Below are 18072 nucleotides of genomic sequence, written 5' to 3' on the forward strand. Positions count from 1 at the left end.
GTGGCGGTGGCGCGACCCCGATCAGCTGACGGGTTCGGGCGCGTCGCCGCCCGCCGGGTAGTCCTGCAGGGGCACGGCTCCCGCGGACCACGCCTGCATCACCGGGTCGACGATCCGCCAGGACTCCTCCGCCTCGTCGCCACGGATGAAGAGCATCGGGTCGTTGTCGAGCATCTCGCGGATCAGGTGGGCGTAGGCGGTGAGCGGCGGCGGCGGGGACACCGTCTCCAGCTGCCGTTGCTCCGCGGTCAGGTCCGGGCCGTTGAGGGTGGTGGACAGCCGCACGTAGGGCTCGGTGAGCCCCACCCGCAGCACGTTGGGCTCCACCCCGGGCCACTGGTCGGTGAGGTAGCGCGGCAGGGGACGGAAGTGGACCGCGATCTCCGCGGAGGGCTGCCGGAGCGCCTTCCCCGACCGGATCGTGAACGGCACGCCCGACCATCGCGGGTTGTGGACGTCCAGGGTCAGGGCTGCGTACGTCTCGGTCTCGCGGGCGGGGTCGACGCCCGGCTCGTCGACGTAGGAGGGGACCTCTCGCGAACCGATCGTGCCGGCGGTGTACCGGGCACGCACCGTCGTGCTGCGCATCGTCTCCGCCACCGGCGTGGCCACCGCCCGCAGTGCCTCCACCCGCACGGCCCGGAACGACTGCGCGTCCAGACGGGCCGGCTGCTCCATCATCACGAGCGCCATGACCTCCATGAGGTGGTTCTGGAGCATGTCCTTCATCGCGCCGGCTCGGTCGTAGTAGGACGCCCGGCCCTCCAGGGTGAGGTCCTCGAGCCAGCTGATGTCGACGCGCTCGATGTGTTCGGCGTTCCAGACCGGGGCGAAGACGCGGTTGAGGAACCGCAGCGAGTTGACCCGCCGGACGAGCTCGTTGCTCAGGAAGTGGTCGACCCTGAAGATCGTCGGGGCCGGGAGACGGATCCTCAGTGTCTCGTTGAGCCCGCGCGCCGACGCCAGGTCGGTGCCGAAGGGCTTCTCGACGGCGAGGGCGTCGCCGGCACCCAGGCCCGCCGTCGCCAGTGCGGACAGCACCGAGTCCAGGAGCACCGGTGGCAGCGCCAGGTAGACCAGCGTGTGGGGGTGCTCCGACCCGAGGACCCTGCTGACGTCGGCCGCCGACGTGACGTCCGCGGGCTGGAAGGTCAGCATCTGCACCACGCGCTCGCGCGTGCTCGCTGACACGTGGCTGTGCTCACGCAGACCGGCCTCGATGTGCTCACGGAAGTCATCGGTGGTCCAGTCGACGTTCGAGGCGCCGACGATGGCCAGTCCCGGGGGGAGCGCGCCCTCCTCGGCGAGCTGCGCGACCGCGGGCAGCAGCAGCCGGCTCGTGAGGTCGCCGGAGGCTCCGAAGAGCACCATCCGCTGGATCATGAAGGACCACCTTCCTCGTTGGGCGTGGAGGCCGCGGGCCCAGCCCCGTATCGGGCCGCGGGCGCTCCCGTGACGCCGGGACGGCAGGTGAAGACCGCCCCGGCCAGGGGCTGGGTGGCACGGGCTTCTGGTTCGAGGTCGAACCACGACGTCGTGATGTAGAGGTCCTCGCCGTCGGACCCCCCGAAGGCCACCGAGGTCGGGTTGCTCGTCGGGACGGTGACCAGCCCGTCGAGGATGCCGTCGGGCCGGTACCGGTGCACCGCACCGGCACGCCCGCAGGCCACCCAGAGCATCCCCTCGTCGTCGACGGTCATGCCGTCGGGCCAGAACCCGTCGGCCCTGAGGTCGACGAACCGGCGGCGGTCGCTCAGCGCACCGGTGGCGGGGTCCAGGTCGAACACGTCGACCCGGAACAGCGCCGTGTCCGCGAGGTACATGCGGCCGCGGGCCTCGTCGAACGCCGGCCCGTTGGAGATCGTCAGGCCGTCGACGGCGCAGGAGACGGTCCCCGAGTCGATGACGTACAGCGCGGCGTTCCCGGGTCGCTTGTCGAACGCCATGGTGCCGAGCCAGCACCGTCCGTGGGAGTCGATCGTCACGTCGTTGGCGCGGTTCTCGGGCTTGTTCTGCTCGACGACCGCGACCCGTAGCGTCGTGCGGCCGGTGTCGGGGTCGAGTACGGCCAAGCCGTCCGGGGCGGCGACCACGGGTCGGCCCTGCACGTCCAGGACGATCCCGCCCGGCTGCCACGGTGTCCTCCACGCCGTGTCACGTCCCGTCGCCGGGTCTGAGCAGTGGACCGCCTGGCCGGTGATGTCGACCCACCAGAGGCGGGCGGTCCGGGAGTCCCAGATCGGCCCCTCCGCGTGCTCCGCACCCACGTCGACGGCGACCTCGACCGGCACGTCACCCGCGGCATCCATCGTCGGTCCGTTCGTCGTCCAGCGCGGGGCCCGCGCCCCGCGCCTCCTGAGTCTGGGTCGGCCTGCCCACCGTCGCATCACCCTCTCCGGGGGACGCGAGGCGTCGGCGGCGGGCGTAGCAATGACCCATCGGCCCGGTCGCGGCACGCCCTCCACCCACGGACGAGGGAGCCGTCACCGGGCTCGACGGGCCGGCAACGCCTCCCGGTCCCACCCACCCGTCTCGCGAAGGAGAACAACCGTGAAGGTCATCATCGTCGGCGGGGTCGCGGGGGGCGCCTCGTGCGCCGCGCGGCTGCGCCGGCTGGACGAGCACGCCGAGATCGTCATGGTGGAGCGGGGCCCCTACGTCTCCTTCGCCAACTGCGGGCTGCCCTACCACGTGGGCGGCGTGATCGAGCACGAGTCCGATCTGCTCGTCGCCAACGAGCAGGTGTTCCGAGGGCACTTCGCCGTCGACTGCCGCACCGGGTGCGAGGCCGTCGGTGTGGACCCGGTCGCCAAGACCGTGCAGCTGCGTGACGTCGCCAGCGGCGCGGTGACGGCTGAGTCGTACGACACCCTGGTGCTCGCACCGGGCGCGGCCTCGGTGCGCCCGCCGATCCCCGGGATCGACCTGCCGGGCGTCTTCTCGGTGCGCACCGTGCCGGACGCGCGCGAGATCCGCGAGTGGATCGAGCGCGGCACGAGCTTCCTCGCCGGCATGGACCGGTACTCCGGCTTCCAGACCGTGCGGCCGAAGCGCCACGCGGTCGTCGTCGGCGGTGGCTTCATCGGCCTCGAGATGGCCGAGAACCTCGTCCACCGTGACTTCGACGTGACGGTCATCGAGCTGGCCGACCAGCTGCTGGCGCCCTTGGACGCCGAGTACGGAAACCTCGTGAAGGACTTCCTCGAGATGCACGGTGTGCACGTGGTCGTCGGTGACGGCGTGGCGTCGTTCAGCCAGCAGGACGACGAGTCCCTCGTCGTCAGCACCCGTTCGGGCCGCGAGCTCCCGGCGGACGTCGTCATCGTCGCGCTCGGGGTGCGGCCGGAGACCACGCTGGCGACCATGGCCGGCCTCGAGATCGGTGAGCGCGGCGGCATCAAGGTCGACGACCAGATGCGCACGAGCGACCCCTCGATCTTCGCCGTCGGCGACGCCGTCGAGGTGCGCGACTTCGTCACCGGCGAGCAGAGCCTCATCGCACTCGCCGGGCCGGCGAACCGGCAGGCCCGCATCGCGGCCGACGTCATCGCCGGGCGGGACGCCCACTTCCGGGGCACCCAGGGGACGTCGATCATCCAGCTCTTCGGGGCGGCCGCGGCGTGGACCGGGGCCAGCGAGAAGTCGCTGCGCCGGGTGGGCGACGACGACTACGAGCGGGTGTACCTCTACCCGAACTCGCACGCCGGCTACTACCCGGGTGCCAAGCCGATCGCCATGAAGGTGCTGTTCCGCACGTCCGACGGCCGGCTCCTCGGCGCCCAGGCCATCGGGGAGGACGGGGTCGACAAGCGCATCGGAGACCTGGCCCTCGCGATCCAGCTCGGTGCGACGGTCTACGACCTCGAGGAGGCGGAGCTGTGCTACGCGCCGCCGTTCGGCAGCGCCAAGGACCCCGTCAACTTCGCGGGGATGGTGGCGGCCGGTGTCCTGCGCGGGGACATGCCGGTCAGTCACTGGGACTCCGGAGGGGACGCCTTCCTGCTCGATGTCCGCGAGCCGGTCGAGCTGGCGGTGGAGCAGGTCCCGGGCGCCGTCAACATCCCCCTCGGCCAGCTGAGGTCACGCCTGGACGAGCTCCCGCGGGACCGTGAGATCCGCGTCATCTGCCGCTCGGGTCAGCGGGCCTACACCGCGACCCGGTGCCTGCAGCAGAACGGCTTCGATGCCAGCGTGCTGTCCGGAGGGATGCTGTCCCGAGTCCTCTGGCCGACACCGTGACCGCGGACGTACCCAGCCCGGGCGCTCCGTCGCAGGCGCCGACAGCCGAGCACGCCCGGCTCGCCGAGGCGACGGGACGCGCCGAGGCCGACCTGTTCAGCGCGAACCCCTGGTACGAGTGGGGTCCGTACCTGAGCGAGCGGGCCTGGGGCACGGTGCGGGAGGACTACTCCGCGGACGGCGACGCCTGGAGGTCGTTCCCGCACGACCACGCGCGGTCGCGGGCCTACCGCTGGAACGAGGACGGGATGGCGGGGATCTCAGACATCCGCCACGAGCTGTGCCTCGCGCTGGCGCTGTGGAACGGCCGGGACCCGATCCTCAAGGAGCGGATGTTCGGGCTCACCGGCCCGGAGGGCAACCACGGCGAGGACGCCAAGGAGTACTGGTGGTACCTCGACGCCCTGCCCAGCCATGCGCTGCTGCGCTGGCGCTACCACTATCCGCAGGACGAGTTCCCCTACGAACGGCTCCTCCACCACGGCAGGGGCCTGCACGACCCGGAGCTCGAGCTGCTCGACACCGGCGTCTTCGACGGCGACCGCTACTGGTCCGTCGACGTCACCTACGCGAAGGAAACCCCCACCGAGGTCCTCATGCGCATCGTGCTCGAGAACCACGGCGTCGACGAGGCGACCCTCGAGGTGCTGCCCACGATGTGGTTCCGCAACACCTGGTCCTGGGACCGGGCGGCGGCCCGACCGCGCATCGAACGGGACGGCACCTCCCTGCTCGTGGTGGACCACGCCCTCGCCGGCTACCGGCTGGATGCCGCTCCCGGCCCGGGCGGCACGCCGCCACAGGCGCTGTTCTGCGAGAACGAGACCAACCTGCCCCGCGTCTTCGGCGCACCCCCGAGCACCCCGTTCCCGAAGGACGGGATCAACGACCACGTCGTCTCCGGTGCCCCCACGGTCAACCCGGACGAGACCGGGACCAAGGCGGCGCTGCGCTACCGCGTCACCGTCCCCGGCGGCGGGACCGCCGAGCTGCGGCTGCGCCTCCACAGGCCCCCACCCGACCGCGCGGTGGACCCGCAGTGGGCGGGTGCGGCGTTCGAGTCCGTGGTCGCCGCCCGCGAGGCCGACGCGGACGAGTTCTACTCCCGCCTCGCGCCGGACGGCACGTCCGCGGAGCGCCTGCAGGTCCTGCGCCAGGCGAGCGCCGGGCTGGTGTGGAGCAAGCAGATCTACCCCTACGACGTGGCCCGGTGGCTCGACGGCGACCCCGGTCAGCCGCAGCCTCCGGCGGCACGGCGCCGGGGGCGCAACGCGTCCTGGCGACACCTGGACTCCTTCGACGTCCTCGCGATGCCCGACCCGTGGGAGTACCCCTGGTTCGCCGCCTGGGACCTCGGCTTCCACGCCATCGCCTGGGCTCACCTCGATCCGGCGTTTGCCAAGTACCAGATGCTCGTCCTGCTCCGGGAGTGGTTCCAGCACCCCAACGGTGCGCTCCCGGCATACGAGTGGAACTTCGACGACGTGAACCCGCCCGTCCACGTCATGGCCGCGCTGCGGGTCTTCCTCATCGACGGTGGCACCGACCGTGACTTCCTCGAGCGGGTGTTCCAGAAGCTCCTCGTCAACTTCACGTGGTGGCTCAACCGCCAGGATGCCGACGGGAACAACGTCTTCGGCGGGGGGTTCCTCGGGCTGGACAACATCAGTCCCATCGACCGCTCGAACCTTCCCGAGGGGTGTCACCTGGAGCAGGCGGACGGGACGGCCTGGATGGCCTACTACGCACTGTCGATGCTGGTCATCGCCGTCGAGCTCGCCCGGGAGAACGAGGTGTACGACGACATGGTCGTCAAGTTCCTCGAGCAGTTCCTCCAGATCGGGCGCGCCCTGGACAAGCAGGGCCTGTTCGACACCGAGGACGCCTTCTTCTACGACCGGCTGGTCCTCCCCTCGGGCGAGTCGACGGCGGTGAGGGTGCGCACCATCGCCGGGCTCATCCCGCTGCTACCCGCCACCGGCCTGCCCAGGCCGCAGGCCGAGCTCCTCGAGCGGCTCGGGAAGGGGTTCGCCCGCATCCGTGAGCGGTGGGTGGGCGAGGGCGGCAGCCTGGTCGGCCGGGTCCGCGACCTCGACGGCCACGAGAGCCTGCTGGTCTCCGTGCTCCCTCCCGACGGGATCCGCACGGCGCTCCGGGAGTTCCTCGACGAGGACGCTTTCCTCTCCCCGCACGGCCTGAGGGCCCTGTCGAAGCGCTATCACGGGATGCCGTACACCCTGGAGGGTGTGGGCGGGGCCACGATCGACTACCAGCCCGCCGAGTCCACCACTGCCATGTTCGGGGGCAACTCGAACTGGCGTGGACCCGTCTGGCTCCCGGTGAACTACGTGGCCGTGCGCCAGTTCGTGCGCCTGCAGCGCTTCCTCGGGGACGACTTCACCCTGGAGTACCCCACCGGCTCGGGCAACCGGCTCACCTTCGGCGAGGTGGCACAGGACCTCGCCGACCGCATCCTCGCCATCTGGCTGCCCGACGACCAGGGCCGACGTCCCGTCTTCGGCGGTGTCCGGCGGATGCAGGAGGACCCGGCCTGGAAGGACAACCTGCTGTTCTTCGAGTACTTCCACGGTGACAACGGCGCGGGCCTCGGAGCCAGCCACCAGACCGGGTGGACGGCCCTGGTCGTCGACCTGATCCTCGACCCGCCGGGCGCCGCCGCGACCCCCCGACCTCGACGTCCCCGCCATCCCTGACCCCCGGCATCCTCACCGCCGGGCTGATCTCGGTCTGCACGGAGTCCCGGATTGCCGCACTGCCGCGGTTAGGGTCGACAACCTTGGTGACAAAGGGGTCGCCGAGTGTCGAGAGGAGCGTCATGTCGTTCAGAACTCGTGGGGTGGGTGCCGTCATCGCGGCCGGTGCCCTGGTCGCAGCGGTGGGGTCTGTGTCCCCGACCGCGGCGGCGCCCAACAACAATTCCGTCGCGAAGCTGACGAAGGCGGTCACCCTCGAGGGGGTGGTCGACCACCTCGAAGCCTTCCAGGCGATCGCCGACGAGTACGGCGATCGCGCGGCAGGCCGGGACGGGTACAAGGCGTCCGTCGACTACGTGGTGGCCGAGCTGCGCGCCGCCGGGTACACCCCTGTCGTCCAGGAGTTCGAGTTCCCGTACTTCGAGGAGAACTCCGAGCTCGTGCGTGACGACCCGGCCACGAGCTGGGTCGACGGGCGGGACTTCCTCCGGGCCCAGTTCCCGACGGGTGTTCCGGAGGGGACTGCCACAGGCGTGGTCGTTCCGGTGGACTTCGCGGACCCGCCCGTGCCGGACATGCCAGCGGGCGCGGGCGGCACCAGCGGGTGCACCGCGGACGACTTCGCGGGCTTCCCCGAGGGCGCGATCGCGCTGGTCCAGCGTGGCGGCTGCGGCTTCGCGGTGAAGGCGCTCAACGCGCAGGCCGCCGGGGCCAGTGCCGTGATCGTCGCCAATGACGGGCGGACCGGCCTGGTCGGCATGATCGGCGACGCGGCGGGTCTCGAGATCCCGGCCATCTTCGTGACCACTCAGGTGGGGCTCGACCTCGCCAGCACGCCCGACGCCACGGTGACGGTGACGGTCGACTTCGCGGCCGAGACCCGAGTCACCTGGAACGTGCTCGCCGAGACCGCGACCGGCAACGACGCCAACACGGTCATGGCCGGGGCCCACCTCGACAGCGTGCAGGACGGCGCCGGTATCAACGACAACGGCTCCGGCAGCGCCGCGCTGTTGGAGACGGCCATCCAGATGTCGAAGGTCAAGCCGAACAACACGGTGCGGTTCGCCTGGTGGGGTGCGGAGGAGGAAGGCCTGCTGGGATCCGAGTACTACGTCGAGAACCTGGCCGACACCGCCCTCGACGACATCGCGCTGTACCTGAACTTCGACATGATCGCTTCGCCGAACTACTTCTTCGGCGTCTACGACGGGGACAACTCCGGAGGGACGGCACCTGCCGGATTCATCCCTGCGGGTTCGGCCCAGATCGAGGACGTGTTCGAGAGGTACTACACGAGCATCGGCCAGCCCTACCAGGACTCGGAGTTCTCGGGTCGTTCGGACTACGGACCGTTCATCGCCGTCGGGATTCCCGCCGGTGGGCTCTTCACCGGGGCCGAAGGCGAGAAGACCGCCGCTGAGGCGGCGCTGTACGGCGGGGTACCGGGTGCCTCGTACGACCCGTGCTACCACCAGCCGTGTGACAACCTCACCGGCGCGGGACAGGACGCCGAGCTGTACGCGGCGCTCGAGGAGGACTACGACCTCGTCGGCAACGTGAACGCGTTCGCCCTCGACGTCAACTCCGATGCCGTTGCGGCGTCGATCATCACGTTCGCGTTCGACACCTCGACCGTGAACGACGTCAGTGCGCCGGGCAGGTCGCACGGGGCCGGCAAGAGCCTGGATGCGATGAAGAACAAGCTCACCAGGTAGCCGCGACGCCACGCAGAGGCGATGCCGACTCGGCCGGTCACGAGCAGTCGTGACCGGCCGAGTCCGGTCTCAAGGGAGGACGTTGAGCCCGAAAGACCGCAGCTCATGGCCGTTGGTCCGTGGGCGTCGCGCGGGACGTCCAGGTCAGCGTCACTTCGGTCCGGCGCCACGCCCGTCCAGCCGACGTCGGCGTGTCGCCGCCAGTCGTCGTCTCGTCGGTGCGGCCGGCCTGGGTGCTCTCCATCGACGTGCGGCACGGTCGGGCGCCGGGGGCGTTCCATGGCACCGATGGGCTATTCCCCGGCGCCTCGACGAGGGCTACCGTGTGGAAGATGCCCATGACGAGTCGTCGGTCGGCCGACGACCTCGAGGCAGCGCAACGGCGATCGCGTGGCTGACTGGTCGGCCACGGGCGGATGGACCGCTTCCATGGAGGACGCCGGATCTGGAGGAGAAGCCGTGAGTGAGAACAGCACGTGGAGTCTGGACGATCTGGTGGGCACCTACTGCCGGGCGTGGAGCGAGCCCGACGCCGCTGCGCGACAGCGACTGCTGGACGAGGCGTGGGACGAGGACGGCACCTACACGGACCCGTTGGCCGACGTGGCCGGACGCGGTGCCTTGCACGCGCACATCGGTGCCTCGTTCGCGGACTTCCCGGGGATGGTCATCGCAGCGACGAGCGCCGTGGACGCCCACCACGACAAGGGCCGTTTCAGCTGGCAGCTCACCATGCCGGACGGGTCGGTCCCGCTGGCAGGTACCGACTTCGTCCAGGTCACGACCGACGGGAAGATCGGCAGCATCGTGGGCTTCTTAGGCCCGTTGCCCGCGAAGGCGTAGTCCGCTACTCGGGCTCTGCGCCGGTGAGGAGGTGGGCGACGACCTCGGCCGCGGTGTACCCGGTGGCGCCGGCCCGCCGCTGACCGAGCATGGTCACGACCGGGGCGAGGTCCCCACCGGCCGTGACCAGGGCCGGCTCGACGGCGCCCTTGGGCCTTCGCTGCGCCAGGCCGGCCCCGGCGAGGAGCGCGTTGCACAGGCAGACCCGGCCCTCGCGGTTCGCCTCCCGGCCACCCTTGCGCAGGTAGGCCTTCTGGGGCTCGGCGGGGCAGCGGAAGTCCACCTCGCCGTCCGGGCGCCGGTAGGCCGACCGGAGCACGCCGAGGTCGCACACCGGTTGTCGTGCGGCCGCGACCTCGCGGTCGGTCAGTGTCCCGGGGAGCTCGGCCACGCGGAAGGGGAAGCCGGTCGGCGAGACCCGCCAGTCGGCCCGGACGACGAGGTCACCGCGGAGTGCGTCCTCGCGGACCCGGGCCTTGATGTCCTCGGCGAACCCGGACTCGTCGCTGTACGCGAACACGGTCCCGGCCTGGATGCCCGCCGCACCCGAGGCGAGGGCGGCTCGCAGCCCGCTCGGCGTGGCCTGTCCGCCCGCGACCCACACCGGCAGTCCGAGGGCGACGACCGAGGCGATGTCGACCTCGTCGCGCTCGCCGTAGACGGGTTGGCCGAGGCCGTCGAGGGCACGGGGCCCGCGAGGTGGGGCGTTGTGCCCGCCGGCGGTGGGGCCCTCGACCACGAAACCGTCGGGACGCGTGGCCGGGTCGGCGACCAGGCCGCTCGCGAGGTCGTTCGAGGCGATGATCGCCACCACGAGCGGGACAGGCAGCGCGGCGACCCCGGGCACCACCGAACGGGGGCGGAAGAGCACCTCGGTCGGCCCGTCGGCGACCCTGCTGCCCATGACCTTGATGGCGAGGCGGACGTCCTCGCCGGTGGCCAGCCCGCGCACGAGCGCGGGGATGTCAGCGGGGTTGCCCGCGCCGACGAGGACGACGTCCACGCCGGCCAGCAGGGCTCCGAAGCAGGCCGCCGGCAGGGGCAGGTCGATCTTGTGCAGGTAGTTGACGCCGACCAGCCCCTCATGACCCTCCTTGGCCAGGAAGACCTCGACGAAGTTGGCGGCGACGGTGAGCTCGAGCAGCTTCTCACCGGAGGCGACGGTGTGCCGAGGCACCGGGCGGTACGCCTCTCCCGGCGCGATCCCGCCCTCGACGAAGTAGGCGGCGAGGATCCACTCGGCGACCCGAGGCACCGGGAAGGCGGCCAGCGCGCGCCGAACGTGCCCACCGGTGTCGCCGTCCTGGAGCCGGCGGGCGCAGACGACGTCGAGCGCCGTGCCCGAGACCACGCCGAGCTGGCCGACCGAGGCGACGGCGCGGGCCAGCGGCCACCCGGAGACGGCCACACCCATCCCGCCCTGGATGACCCGGGGCGGCGCCCCGCGCCACCTCGCGTCACGGGTCGCTGGGAAGGTCTCGGTCGGCGCTCTGGTGATGGACACGGGCGTGACGGTCATGGCGGTCGGCTCTCTCGCACGATGTGGTCAACCTCCACCCTGCGCCGCGGCCGCCGCGGCCGATAGGGGCGGTCGAGGGCACTTGAGGCGTACGTTTTGGCACGTGGTGACAAACAAGCGAAGTGGCCGTCCGTGGGCGGCGATCGACCCGTCGATCGCGTCGACGCTGCGGCCCACCCTCCCGGCCCTCGTCGAGGACACCCTCGAGCACATCGACCAGGAGCTGCCGAGCCTGGGAAAGGACCTAGCCGGCCAGTACGGGGTCGCCCTGCGTCGCGGGATCGTGCGGGCCCTGGAGCGTTTCCTCAGCCTCCTCGGCCGGGAGGTCGACGCCCTCGACCCCGCCCTCACCGAGCTCTACGGCTCGTTCGGGGCGCGGGAGGACCACCACGGACGGTCCCTCGAGACGCTGCTCACGGCATACCGGGTCGGCGCCCGGGGCGCCTGGGTGCACTTCTCCGGGGCTGCCGTCACGGCGCGGGTTCCCACCGACCAGGTGATCCGGCTCGCGGAGGCGATCTTCGCCTACGTCGACGAGCTGTCGGCCGCCAGCACGCTGGGGTTCACCCGGGCGCAGGTGCGTCGCGCGGGGCACCGCGACCTGGCTCGCCGGCAGCTCGCGCAGGCGATCCTCGACGGGGAGGCGGCGACCTCGGCGCCGCGGGTCAACGACCTCGCGGGCGACGCGGGCTGGCCGCTGCCGGACCGCCTCGCCGTCGCGATCTGGCGACCGCCCGGGGACGTCGAGGCCTCGCGCGGACAGGCGGCGCCGCACCCGGAGGTCCTGTTCGTGTCCTCCGAGGACGAGGTGCGCGCCCTCGTGCCCGACGTCGTGCTGCGCGACCGGCGTGCGCGGGCGCGGCTGGTGCCCCCCGGGGTCACCGTGTCGGTCGGCACGGTGCGCCCGCCCGAGGAGGCGCCGATCTCCCTGGCCCACGCCCGCGCCATCGCCACCCTCGTCGACGAGGGAGTGCTCGACGGGAACGGCCTCGTCGCCGCCGCGGAGCACCTCGCGACGCTGGTCGTCCACGCCGACCGGCGGCTGCTCGCCGACCTGCGCGGCCAGGTGCTCGCGCCGCTCGAGGAGGTGACCGCCGCCCGCCGCCCGGTCATGGCCACCACCCTCTGCTCGTGGCTGGCTCACCACGGTGACCGCGTGGCGACGTCGAGCGACCTCGGGGTGCACCCCCAGACGGTGAGCTACCGGATGGCCGAGCTCCGCAGGCTGTTCGGCACCGCGCTGGAGGACCCCCACGACCGCTTCGCCCTCCTCCTGGCCCTCCAGGGCCCGAGCGGCTGGACCCCGGCCGCTGCCGGGTGATGTCGCCCGAGGGGCAGCGTCGTCACCCGTGAGGTGTCAGGAACCACACAGCTGCGCCTGGCTCACCGCAGGCGAGCGAGATCCCGTCGGACGTAGCGCAGGTGCGCCCACTCCTCCTCCAGGATCACCCGAACGCAGTCACCGACGCTGGGACGCCAGTCACCGCCCCAGGGGTCCTCGCGCTCCTCCGCGAGCAGATCCGCGGTGACCGTGGAGAGGAAGTCGGTCAGCTGCTGCTGTCGCTCCGTACGCACCGCGAGGATCTCGTCGTAGGCCGGCGGGTCGGCCCGGAAGATCGACGTGTCGAAGCCCATCTCGTCGGCTCCGGTGAAGACCTGGCCGATCTCGTGGAACGGCTGCGGCATCCGCAGGACCGCTCCGCGCAGCCAGGCGTCGGTCGCCAGGACGAGGTGGCGCAGGGTCTGCGCCATGGACCACTCGTCCTCGACGTGCGCGTCCACCAGGCCCGGCGGCGTGCCCTCCACCGTGCTCTGCCACGCGGCCTGCACCGCGACCCAGCCCTCGCGCAGCCCTTCGGGGGTGCGCGCCTTCTGCAGCTCGCGGCCCGGGAACTGCCGGTTGAGCTCGGCCTCCACCAGCGGCACCACGTCGACCCCGTTCACGACGAGGCTGCCGAAGAACAGGTCGTGGCTGTCGATGTCGAGGCCGTTCACGTCGACGCTGCGCATCGTCACACCGCTGACGTCGGAGAAGCGCACGGTGGCCCCCTTGAAGCTGGCCCTGACGAAGGTCGCGCCCTCGAACTGCTTCGTGCCTGAGTAGGTCGTCATCGCTCCATCATCACCGCCGCGGGGGACAGGCGTGGGCGACAGGTGCGCGCCCCTCGAGTCACGCAAGGGGGGTGCGGGGCGCAGCGCGAGCCGCTACAACTTGACGGTGACCGACCTCTGGACCGACCCCGAGTGGCTTGCCGGTGCCCAGGCGTGGGTCGATGAGCAGACCGCCGCGCTCGGGCTGGAGCGCACCGGCGACGCCGAGCAGCCGCACGTCCGGGTCTGGTCGACCGTGCTCAGGGTCCCGACGACCACCGGGCCGGTGTGGTTCAAGGCCAACCACGGTCCCCTCCGGCACGAAGCGGCACTGGTGACGCTGCTCGCCGACCGCGTCCCCGACCGGGTCGAGCCGCTCCTGGCCGCCGACCTCGACCGCGGCTGGATGCTCATGCGCGACGCGGGGCAGCGGATGCGTGAGCTGGTCGTTGTCGAGGCGAGCCTGGAGCGGTGGCACCCCGTCCTGGACTCGGTGGCGCGGATCAGCATCGCGATGGAGGACGACGTCGACGCCCTCCTCGCGATGGGTGTCCCCGACCTGCGGCTGGCCACCCTGCCGGCGCGCTACGCCGCGCTCGTGGAGGAGGTCGACGCCGCGCCTCCCTTCCGCGCCGCGACCGGCCGGGTGGCCGAGCTGTGCGAGCGGCTCGCGGCCTACGGCATCCGTGACTCCGTGCAGCACGACGACCTGCACGACGGGCAGGTCTTCGTGCGCGCAGGTCGCCACTGGGTCGTCGACTGGGGCGACGCCTGTGTCTCCCACCCGTTCTTCGTGCTGGCCGTCGCGCTGGAGGGGCAGATCGCCTTTGGCCTGGACGACGTGGAGAGCTCCGTGGACACCGGACCGTTCCGCGACTCGTTCCTCGCGCCCTATGCGGCCGCCCACCCCGACCTCTCGCACGCCGACCTGGTGGAGGCCTCGCGCCTGGCGACCCGGCTGGGCTGGGCGGCCCGAGCGGTCAACGGGCATCTCCCCGCCGACCCGGAGAGCACCCGGCGGCGGCTGGAGATGTTCCTCGACGGCCGGGTGGGGCACTGAGGCGGTGGACGGGGAAGCGCGGTCGTTCGCTACGGCTGCGGAACCGAGGGGTTGCGCGCGCCTGGCCCACGAAGCAGAGTGTCTCTCTCGACCAGCGTCCACCGTCGACTCGGCCCGCGGCGGCTGAGAGGAGGGGTTCCTTGCCCGAGCTCGAGCTGGTGGACCTGGACAAGTCCTACGGCGAGATCCATGCACTGCGCGACATGAGCCTCACGGTCGGGTCCGGCGAGATCTTCGGCTTCGTCGGATCGAACGGCGCCGGCAAGACCACGGCGATGCGGATCGCTGTGGGGGTGCTTGCCGCGGATGCCGGCACGGTCCGGTGGGCGGGGCAGCCGGTCGGCCTCGCGGTGAGCAGCCGGATCGGCTACATGCCCGAGGAACGCGGCCTCTACCCCCGCATGCGGGTGGGCAGCCAGCTCCGCTATCTCGCCAGGCTGCACGGCAGGAGCCCGGCCCAGGCCGAGGAGGCGGTGCAGCGCTGGACGCACGTCCTCGGCATCTCGAGCCGTCTGGACGACGAGGTCCAGAAGCTGTCGTTGGGTAACCAGCAGCGGGTGCAGCTGTGCGCGGCGCTCGTCTTCGAGCCGGACATTCTCATCCTCGACGAACCGTTCTCCGGGCTGGACCCCGTCGCCGTCGACGTGATGAGCCAGGTGCTCCGGGAGCGAGCCGATGCCGGTGTCCCAGTGCTGTTCTCCTCGCACCAGCTCGACCTCGTCGAGCGGCTCTGTGACCGTGTCGGCATCATCAAGGACGGCTCGATGGTCGCCGTCGGGTCGATCGACGAGCTGCGAGGCCGCGGCGGGCTCCGGTGGCAGGTCGAGGGCCCTGCCGCGGACACGGGTTGGCCGGAGAGAGTGCCCGGGGCTCGCGTCCTCAGCAGCCGGGGGTCACTCACCGTCGTCGAGGTGGACCGACCGGGCCAGGCGGACGACGCGGGCCAGGAGCTGCTGCAGGCCGCACTGGCGGTCGGCCCGGTCGATGCGTTCGGTCCGGTCCGGCCGCACCTCGTCGAGCTGTACCGGCACGCGGTCAGCGACTCCGGCGGTCCGCCCACGGGCGACCGAGTCGACGAGGGCGCGCGTCGATGAGCGCGCTCGAGACGATCCGCCTCGTCGCGGGCCGCGAGATCAGCACCCGCGTCCGGTCCAGGTCCTTCCTGTGGACCACGGGTCTGCTCGTCGCGGCGATCGTGGCTGGCGGCGTCATCCTGGACCTCGCCCTCGGGTCCTCCTCGGCCGCGAGCGTCGCGGTGACCCCGCGTACCCAGCCGCTGGCGCAGCCCCTGCAGGACATCGCCCGCGCGAACGACGAGACCGTCAGGGTCATCCAGGTGGACGACGATGCCGCTGCGCAGGCCGCCGTCGCGGACGAGGATGCCGACGCAGCGCTGACCGGGGGCCCGACGGACTTCACCGTCGTCGTGCGAACCCAGCCCGACCCCGAGCAGTACGCGATGCTGACGGTGCTGCGTCAGCAAGCCGCACTCCGGGCCGCCGTCGCCGACCTCGGAGGCGACCCGGCGCAGGTGGCCGAGCAGCTGGCCTCGGCCACCGTGAAGATCCGGACCCTCGATCCGGAGCCAGAGCGCGACGGTGGGCAGATCGCGGCAGGCTACGTGGCCGGCATCCTGCTGTTCCTGGCCCTTCAGACGACCGCACAGCTCGTCTCGCAAGGCGTCGTCGAGGAGAAGTCCACCCGGGTCGTCGAGCTGTTGCTCAGCACCATCCGGCCCTGGCAGCTCATGACCGGAAAGGTGCTCGGCATCGGGGTCATCGGCCTGCTCCAGGTGGTCGCCGTCATCGTCGCCGCGGCCGGCACCGCCCTGGCCCTGGGGCTGCTCGACACCAGCAGCCTCGACCTGGGCGCCACCATCGCCTGGGCGCTGGTGTGGTTCGTCGTCGGGTTCATCACGTACTCGTTGGCCCTGGCGGCCCTGGCCTCGCTCGTCTCCCGGCAGGAGGACGTCGCCTCGGTCACCGCACCGGTGCTCGTGATCATGGCCATCCCCTACGTCATCGGGATCAGCATCGCCCCGTGGAACCCGACGAGCCCGGTCGTCGTGGCACTGAGCTACATCCCGTTCGCCGCACCCATGGTCATGCCGATGCGGATCGCGCTCGGGGCCGTCGAGAACTGGGAGATCATCCTGTCCCTCGCGCTCTCCCTCGTCGTGATCCCCGTGCTCGTCTGGGGTGCCGGACGGATCTACTCCAACGCAGTGCTCCGCACCGGGGCCCGGGTCCGCCTGCGTGACGCGCTGCGCGTGGGCTGACGGTCAGGGTCCACCGCGCCGGCCGGGGTCGCGGCCGGAGGAATGGACGACCAAGGCCACTCCGATGCCGGTTCGCGTCGCGGCGTCGCGGCGCCGCGGGCCGTGGCGTCAGGCGCACCGTGACGCCTCGCGACTCAGGCGAGCGCCGCGAGCGCCGCGGTGTCCCGCCCCCCACGCTCCAGTCCGGCCATCGAGCCGTCGACGTCAGGGGCGATGGGCGCGAAGCGGGACGTGAAGAACCGCAGCGTCGGCGACTCGTAGACGAACTCGAGCCCCCCGATGTCCCGCCGCCGCTCGTGCACACGGATCACCGAGTCCGCCACGACGTCCATGTGGGAGTTGGTGTAGACCCGCCGCGGGATGGTGAGGCGGACGAGCTCCAGCTTCGGGTGGCGGTTGCGGCCCTGGTCGTCCCGCCCCGCGGAGACGATGCCGCGCTCCATGGCTCGCACCCCGGAGTCGAGGTAGATCTCGGCCGCCAGGCTCTGGGCGGGGAGCTCGTCCTGGGACAGGTGGTCGAGGAAGGCGGCGGCGTCGAGGAACACCGCATGGCCCCCGGTGGGACGGACGATCGGCACCCCCGCTGCGCTGAGTCGCTCGCCCAGGTACGCGACCTGGCCGATGCGGTGGGTCAGGTAGTCGTCGTCGAGCGCCTCGTGCAGACCGACCGCCATCGCATCGAGGTCGCGACCGGCGAGCCCGCCGTAGGTGGGCATGCCCTCGTACACGACGACGAGCTCACGAGCCTTGAGCAGGATCCGCTCGTCGCGCATGGCGAGGAAGCCGCCGATGTTGACGAGGCAGTCCTTCTTGCCCGACATCGTGAGTCCGTCGACGTGGGAGAGCATCTCCCTGGCGATGGAGGCGCTCGAGCGGTCGGCGTAGCCGGGCTCGCGGTGCTTGATGAACCAGGCGTTCTCGGCCAGGCGCGTCGCGTCGGACCACAGGATGATCCCGTGCCGGTCGCACACCTCGCGGACGGCTCGCAGGTTCTCCATCGACACGGGCTGCCCGCCGGCCATGTTGACCGTGACGGCGACGTTGACGTACGCGATGTTCTCGGCGCCCACCTTCGCGACGAGGGCCTCGAGCTTGCCGATGTCGATGTTGCCCTTGAACGGGTGCAGGGAGCCGGGGTCGTGGGCCTCGTCGATGATGACGTCGTGGAAGGTGCCCCCGGCGAGCTCCTGGTGCAGGCGGGTCGTGGTGAAGTACATGTTCCCCGGCACGTGCTGGCCGGGCCGGATGAGGATCTTCGAGATGAGGTGCTCCGCTCCCCGGCCCTGGTGGGTCGGGCACACGTAGGGGAAGCCGTAGTTGTCGCGCACGGCCGCCACGAGGTGGTCGAAGGACCGGGCTCCCGCGTAGGCCTCGTCGCCGAGCATCAGGGCGCTCCACTGCCGGTCACTCATCGCCGACGTGCCCGAGTCGGTGAGGAGGTCGATGTAGACGTCGTCGCTGCGGAGCAGGAAGGTGTTGTACCCCGCTGCCCGGATGGCCTCTTCACGCTGGGCACGAGTGGTCAGCGTGATGGGCTCGACCATCTTGATCCGGTAGGGCTCCGCGATTGCAGCCATGGTGGTCCTCTCTCGACGGGACAGCCGCCGACG

The 18072-nt window shown here is 71.6% G+C and carries 13 protein-coding genes; 8 read left to right on the forward strand and 5 right to left on the reverse strand.

Going from position 1 to position 18072, the window contains the following annotated elements; all coding sequences use genetic code 11:
* Positions 1-21: 21 nt before the first annotated feature.
* Both ABD899_RS14975 and ABD899_RS14980 read right to left on the reverse strand, forming a co-directional pair.
* Complete coding sequence (locus tag ABD899_RS14975; protein WP_345207440.1) at positions 22-1383, reverse strand: glucose-6-phosphate dehydrogenase; 1362 nt, start codon at positions 1381-1383, stop codon at positions 22-24.
* Positions 1380-2309: an SMP-30/gluconolactonase/LRE family protein gene (locus tag ABD899_RS14980; RefSeq protein WP_345207442.1), complete on the reverse strand. Its 930-nt coding sequence runs from the start codon at positions 2307-2309 to the stop codon at positions 1380-1382. The genes ABD899_RS14975 and ABD899_RS14980 overlap by 4 nt, the downstream gene beginning before the upstream one ends.
* 241 nt (positions 2310-2550) lie before the next feature.
* Here ABD899_RS14980 and ABD899_RS14985 point away from each other — a divergent pair, with 241 nt between their 5' ends.
* The 4 genes from ABD899_RS14985 to ABD899_RS15000 all read left to right on the forward strand — a co-directional run bounded on the left by ABD899_RS14985 (position 2551) and on the right by ABD899_RS15000 (position 9514).
* Entirely contained in the window at positions 2551-4239 is a 1689-nt protein-coding gene (locus tag ABD899_RS14985) for an FAD-dependent oxidoreductase (protein ID WP_345207444.1), read from the forward strand.
* Positions 4236-6953, forward strand: a complete 2718-nt coding sequence (locus ABD899_RS14990) for an MGH1-like glycoside hydrolase domain-containing protein (protein WP_345207446.1) — start codon at positions 4236-4238, stop codon at positions 6951-6953. The genes ABD899_RS14985 and ABD899_RS14990 overlap by 4 nt, the downstream gene beginning before the upstream one ends.
* A gap of 122 nt (positions 6954-7075) precedes the next feature.
* On the forward strand, positions 7076-8671 hold the full coding sequence (locus ABD899_RS14995) for a M28 family peptidase (protein ID WP_345207448.1): 1596 nt from the start codon (positions 7076-7078) through the stop codon (positions 8669-8671).
* A gap of 459 nt (positions 8672-9130) precedes the next feature.
* Complete coding sequence (locus ABD899_RS15000; RefSeq protein ID WP_345207450.1) at positions 9131-9514, forward strand: nuclear transport factor 2 family protein; 384 nt, start codon at positions 9131-9133, stop codon at positions 9512-9514.
* A 4-nt stretch (positions 9515-9518) separates the two neighbouring features.
* On the opposite strand, the gene ABD899_RS15005 is transcribed toward ABD899_RS15000, so the two are convergent.
* Positions 9519-11018: a nitronate monooxygenase gene (locus ABD899_RS15005; RefSeq protein WP_345207452.1), complete on the reverse strand. Its 1500-nt coding sequence runs from the start codon at positions 11016-11018 to the stop codon at positions 9519-9521.
* A 118-nt stretch (positions 11019-11136) separates the two neighbouring features.
* Between ABD899_RS15005 and ABD899_RS15010 the strand changes: the two genes are divergently transcribed.
* Positions 11137-12354 (forward strand): PucR family transcriptional regulator, encoded by a 1218-nt coding sequence (locus ABD899_RS15010; protein ID WP_345207454.1) that lies wholly within the window; start codon positions 11137-11139, stop codon positions 12352-12354.
* A gap of 62 nt (positions 12355-12416) precedes the next feature.
* Here ABD899_RS15010 and ABD899_RS15015 read toward each other — a convergent pair whose 3' ends face one another.
* On the reverse strand, positions 12417-13145 hold the full coding sequence (locus ABD899_RS15015) for a DinB family protein (protein ID WP_345207456.1): 729 nt from the start codon (positions 13143-13145) through the stop codon (positions 12417-12419).
* Between the two features lie 106 nt (positions 13146-13251).
* Here ABD899_RS15015 and ABD899_RS15020 point away from each other — a divergent pair, with 106 nt between their 5' ends.
* The 3 genes from ABD899_RS15020 to ABD899_RS15030 all read left to right on the forward strand — a co-directional run bounded on the left by ABD899_RS15020 (position 13252) and on the right by ABD899_RS15030 (position 16462).
* Positions 13252-14184, forward strand: coding sequence for a phosphotransferase family protein (locus ABD899_RS15020; RefSeq protein ID WP_345207458.1), 933 nt, complete (start codon positions 13252-13254; stop codon positions 14182-14184).
* A 140-nt stretch (positions 14185-14324) separates the two neighbouring features.
* Positions 14325-15278, forward strand: a complete 954-nt coding sequence (locus tag ABD899_RS15025; RefSeq protein ID WP_345207460.1) for an ABC transporter ATP-binding protein — start codon at positions 14325-14327, stop codon at positions 15276-15278.
* Positions 15275-16462: an ABC transporter permease gene (locus ABD899_RS15030; RefSeq protein WP_345207462.1), complete on the forward strand. Its 1188-nt coding sequence runs from the start codon at positions 15275-15277 to the stop codon at positions 16460-16462. The genes ABD899_RS15025 and ABD899_RS15030 overlap by 4 nt, the downstream gene beginning before the upstream one ends.
* Before the next feature lie 134 nt (positions 16463-16596).
* Here ABD899_RS15030 and ABD899_RS15035 read toward each other — a convergent pair whose 3' ends face one another.
* Positions 16597-18039: a tyrosine phenol-lyase gene (locus ABD899_RS15035; RefSeq protein WP_345207464.1), complete on the reverse strand. Its 1443-nt coding sequence runs from the start codon at positions 18037-18039 to the stop codon at positions 16597-16599.
* Positions 18040-18072 lie beyond the last annotated feature (33 nt).

Source organism: Fodinibacter luteus (genome assembly GCF_039541575.1).
Classification (GTDB): Bacteria; Actinomycetota; Actinomycetes; order Actinomycetales; family Dermatophilaceae; genus Fodinibacter; species Fodinibacter luteus.

What these genes read in the sequence shown, in the direction of transcription:
- ABD899_RS14975 (WP_345207440.1), bottom strand. Translation starts at nt 1,383, where the DNA reads ATGATCCAGCGGATGGTGCTCTTCGGAGCCTCCGGCGACCTCACGAGC.
- ABD899_RS14980 (WP_345207442.1), bottom strand. Translation starts at nt 2,309, where the DNA reads ATGGATGCCGCGGGTGACGTGCCGGTCGAGGTCGCCGTCGACGTGGGT.
- ABD899_RS14995 (WP_345207448.1), top strand. Translation starts at nt 7,076, where the DNA reads ATGTCGTTCAGAACTCGTGGGGTGGGTGCCGTCATCGCGGCCGGTGCC.
- ABD899_RS15015 (WP_345207456.1), bottom strand. Translation starts at nt 13,145, where the DNA reads ATGACGACCTACTCAGGCACGAAGCAGTTCGAGGGCGCGACCTTCGTC.
- ABD899_RS15030 (WP_345207462.1), top strand. Translation starts at nt 15,275, where the DNA reads ATGAGCGCGCTCGAGACGATCCGCCTCGTCGCGGGCCGCGAGATCAGC.
- ABD899_RS15035 (WP_345207464.1), bottom strand. Translation starts at nt 18,039, where the DNA reads ATGGCTGCAATCGCGGAGCCCTACCGGATCAAGATGGTCGAGCCCATC.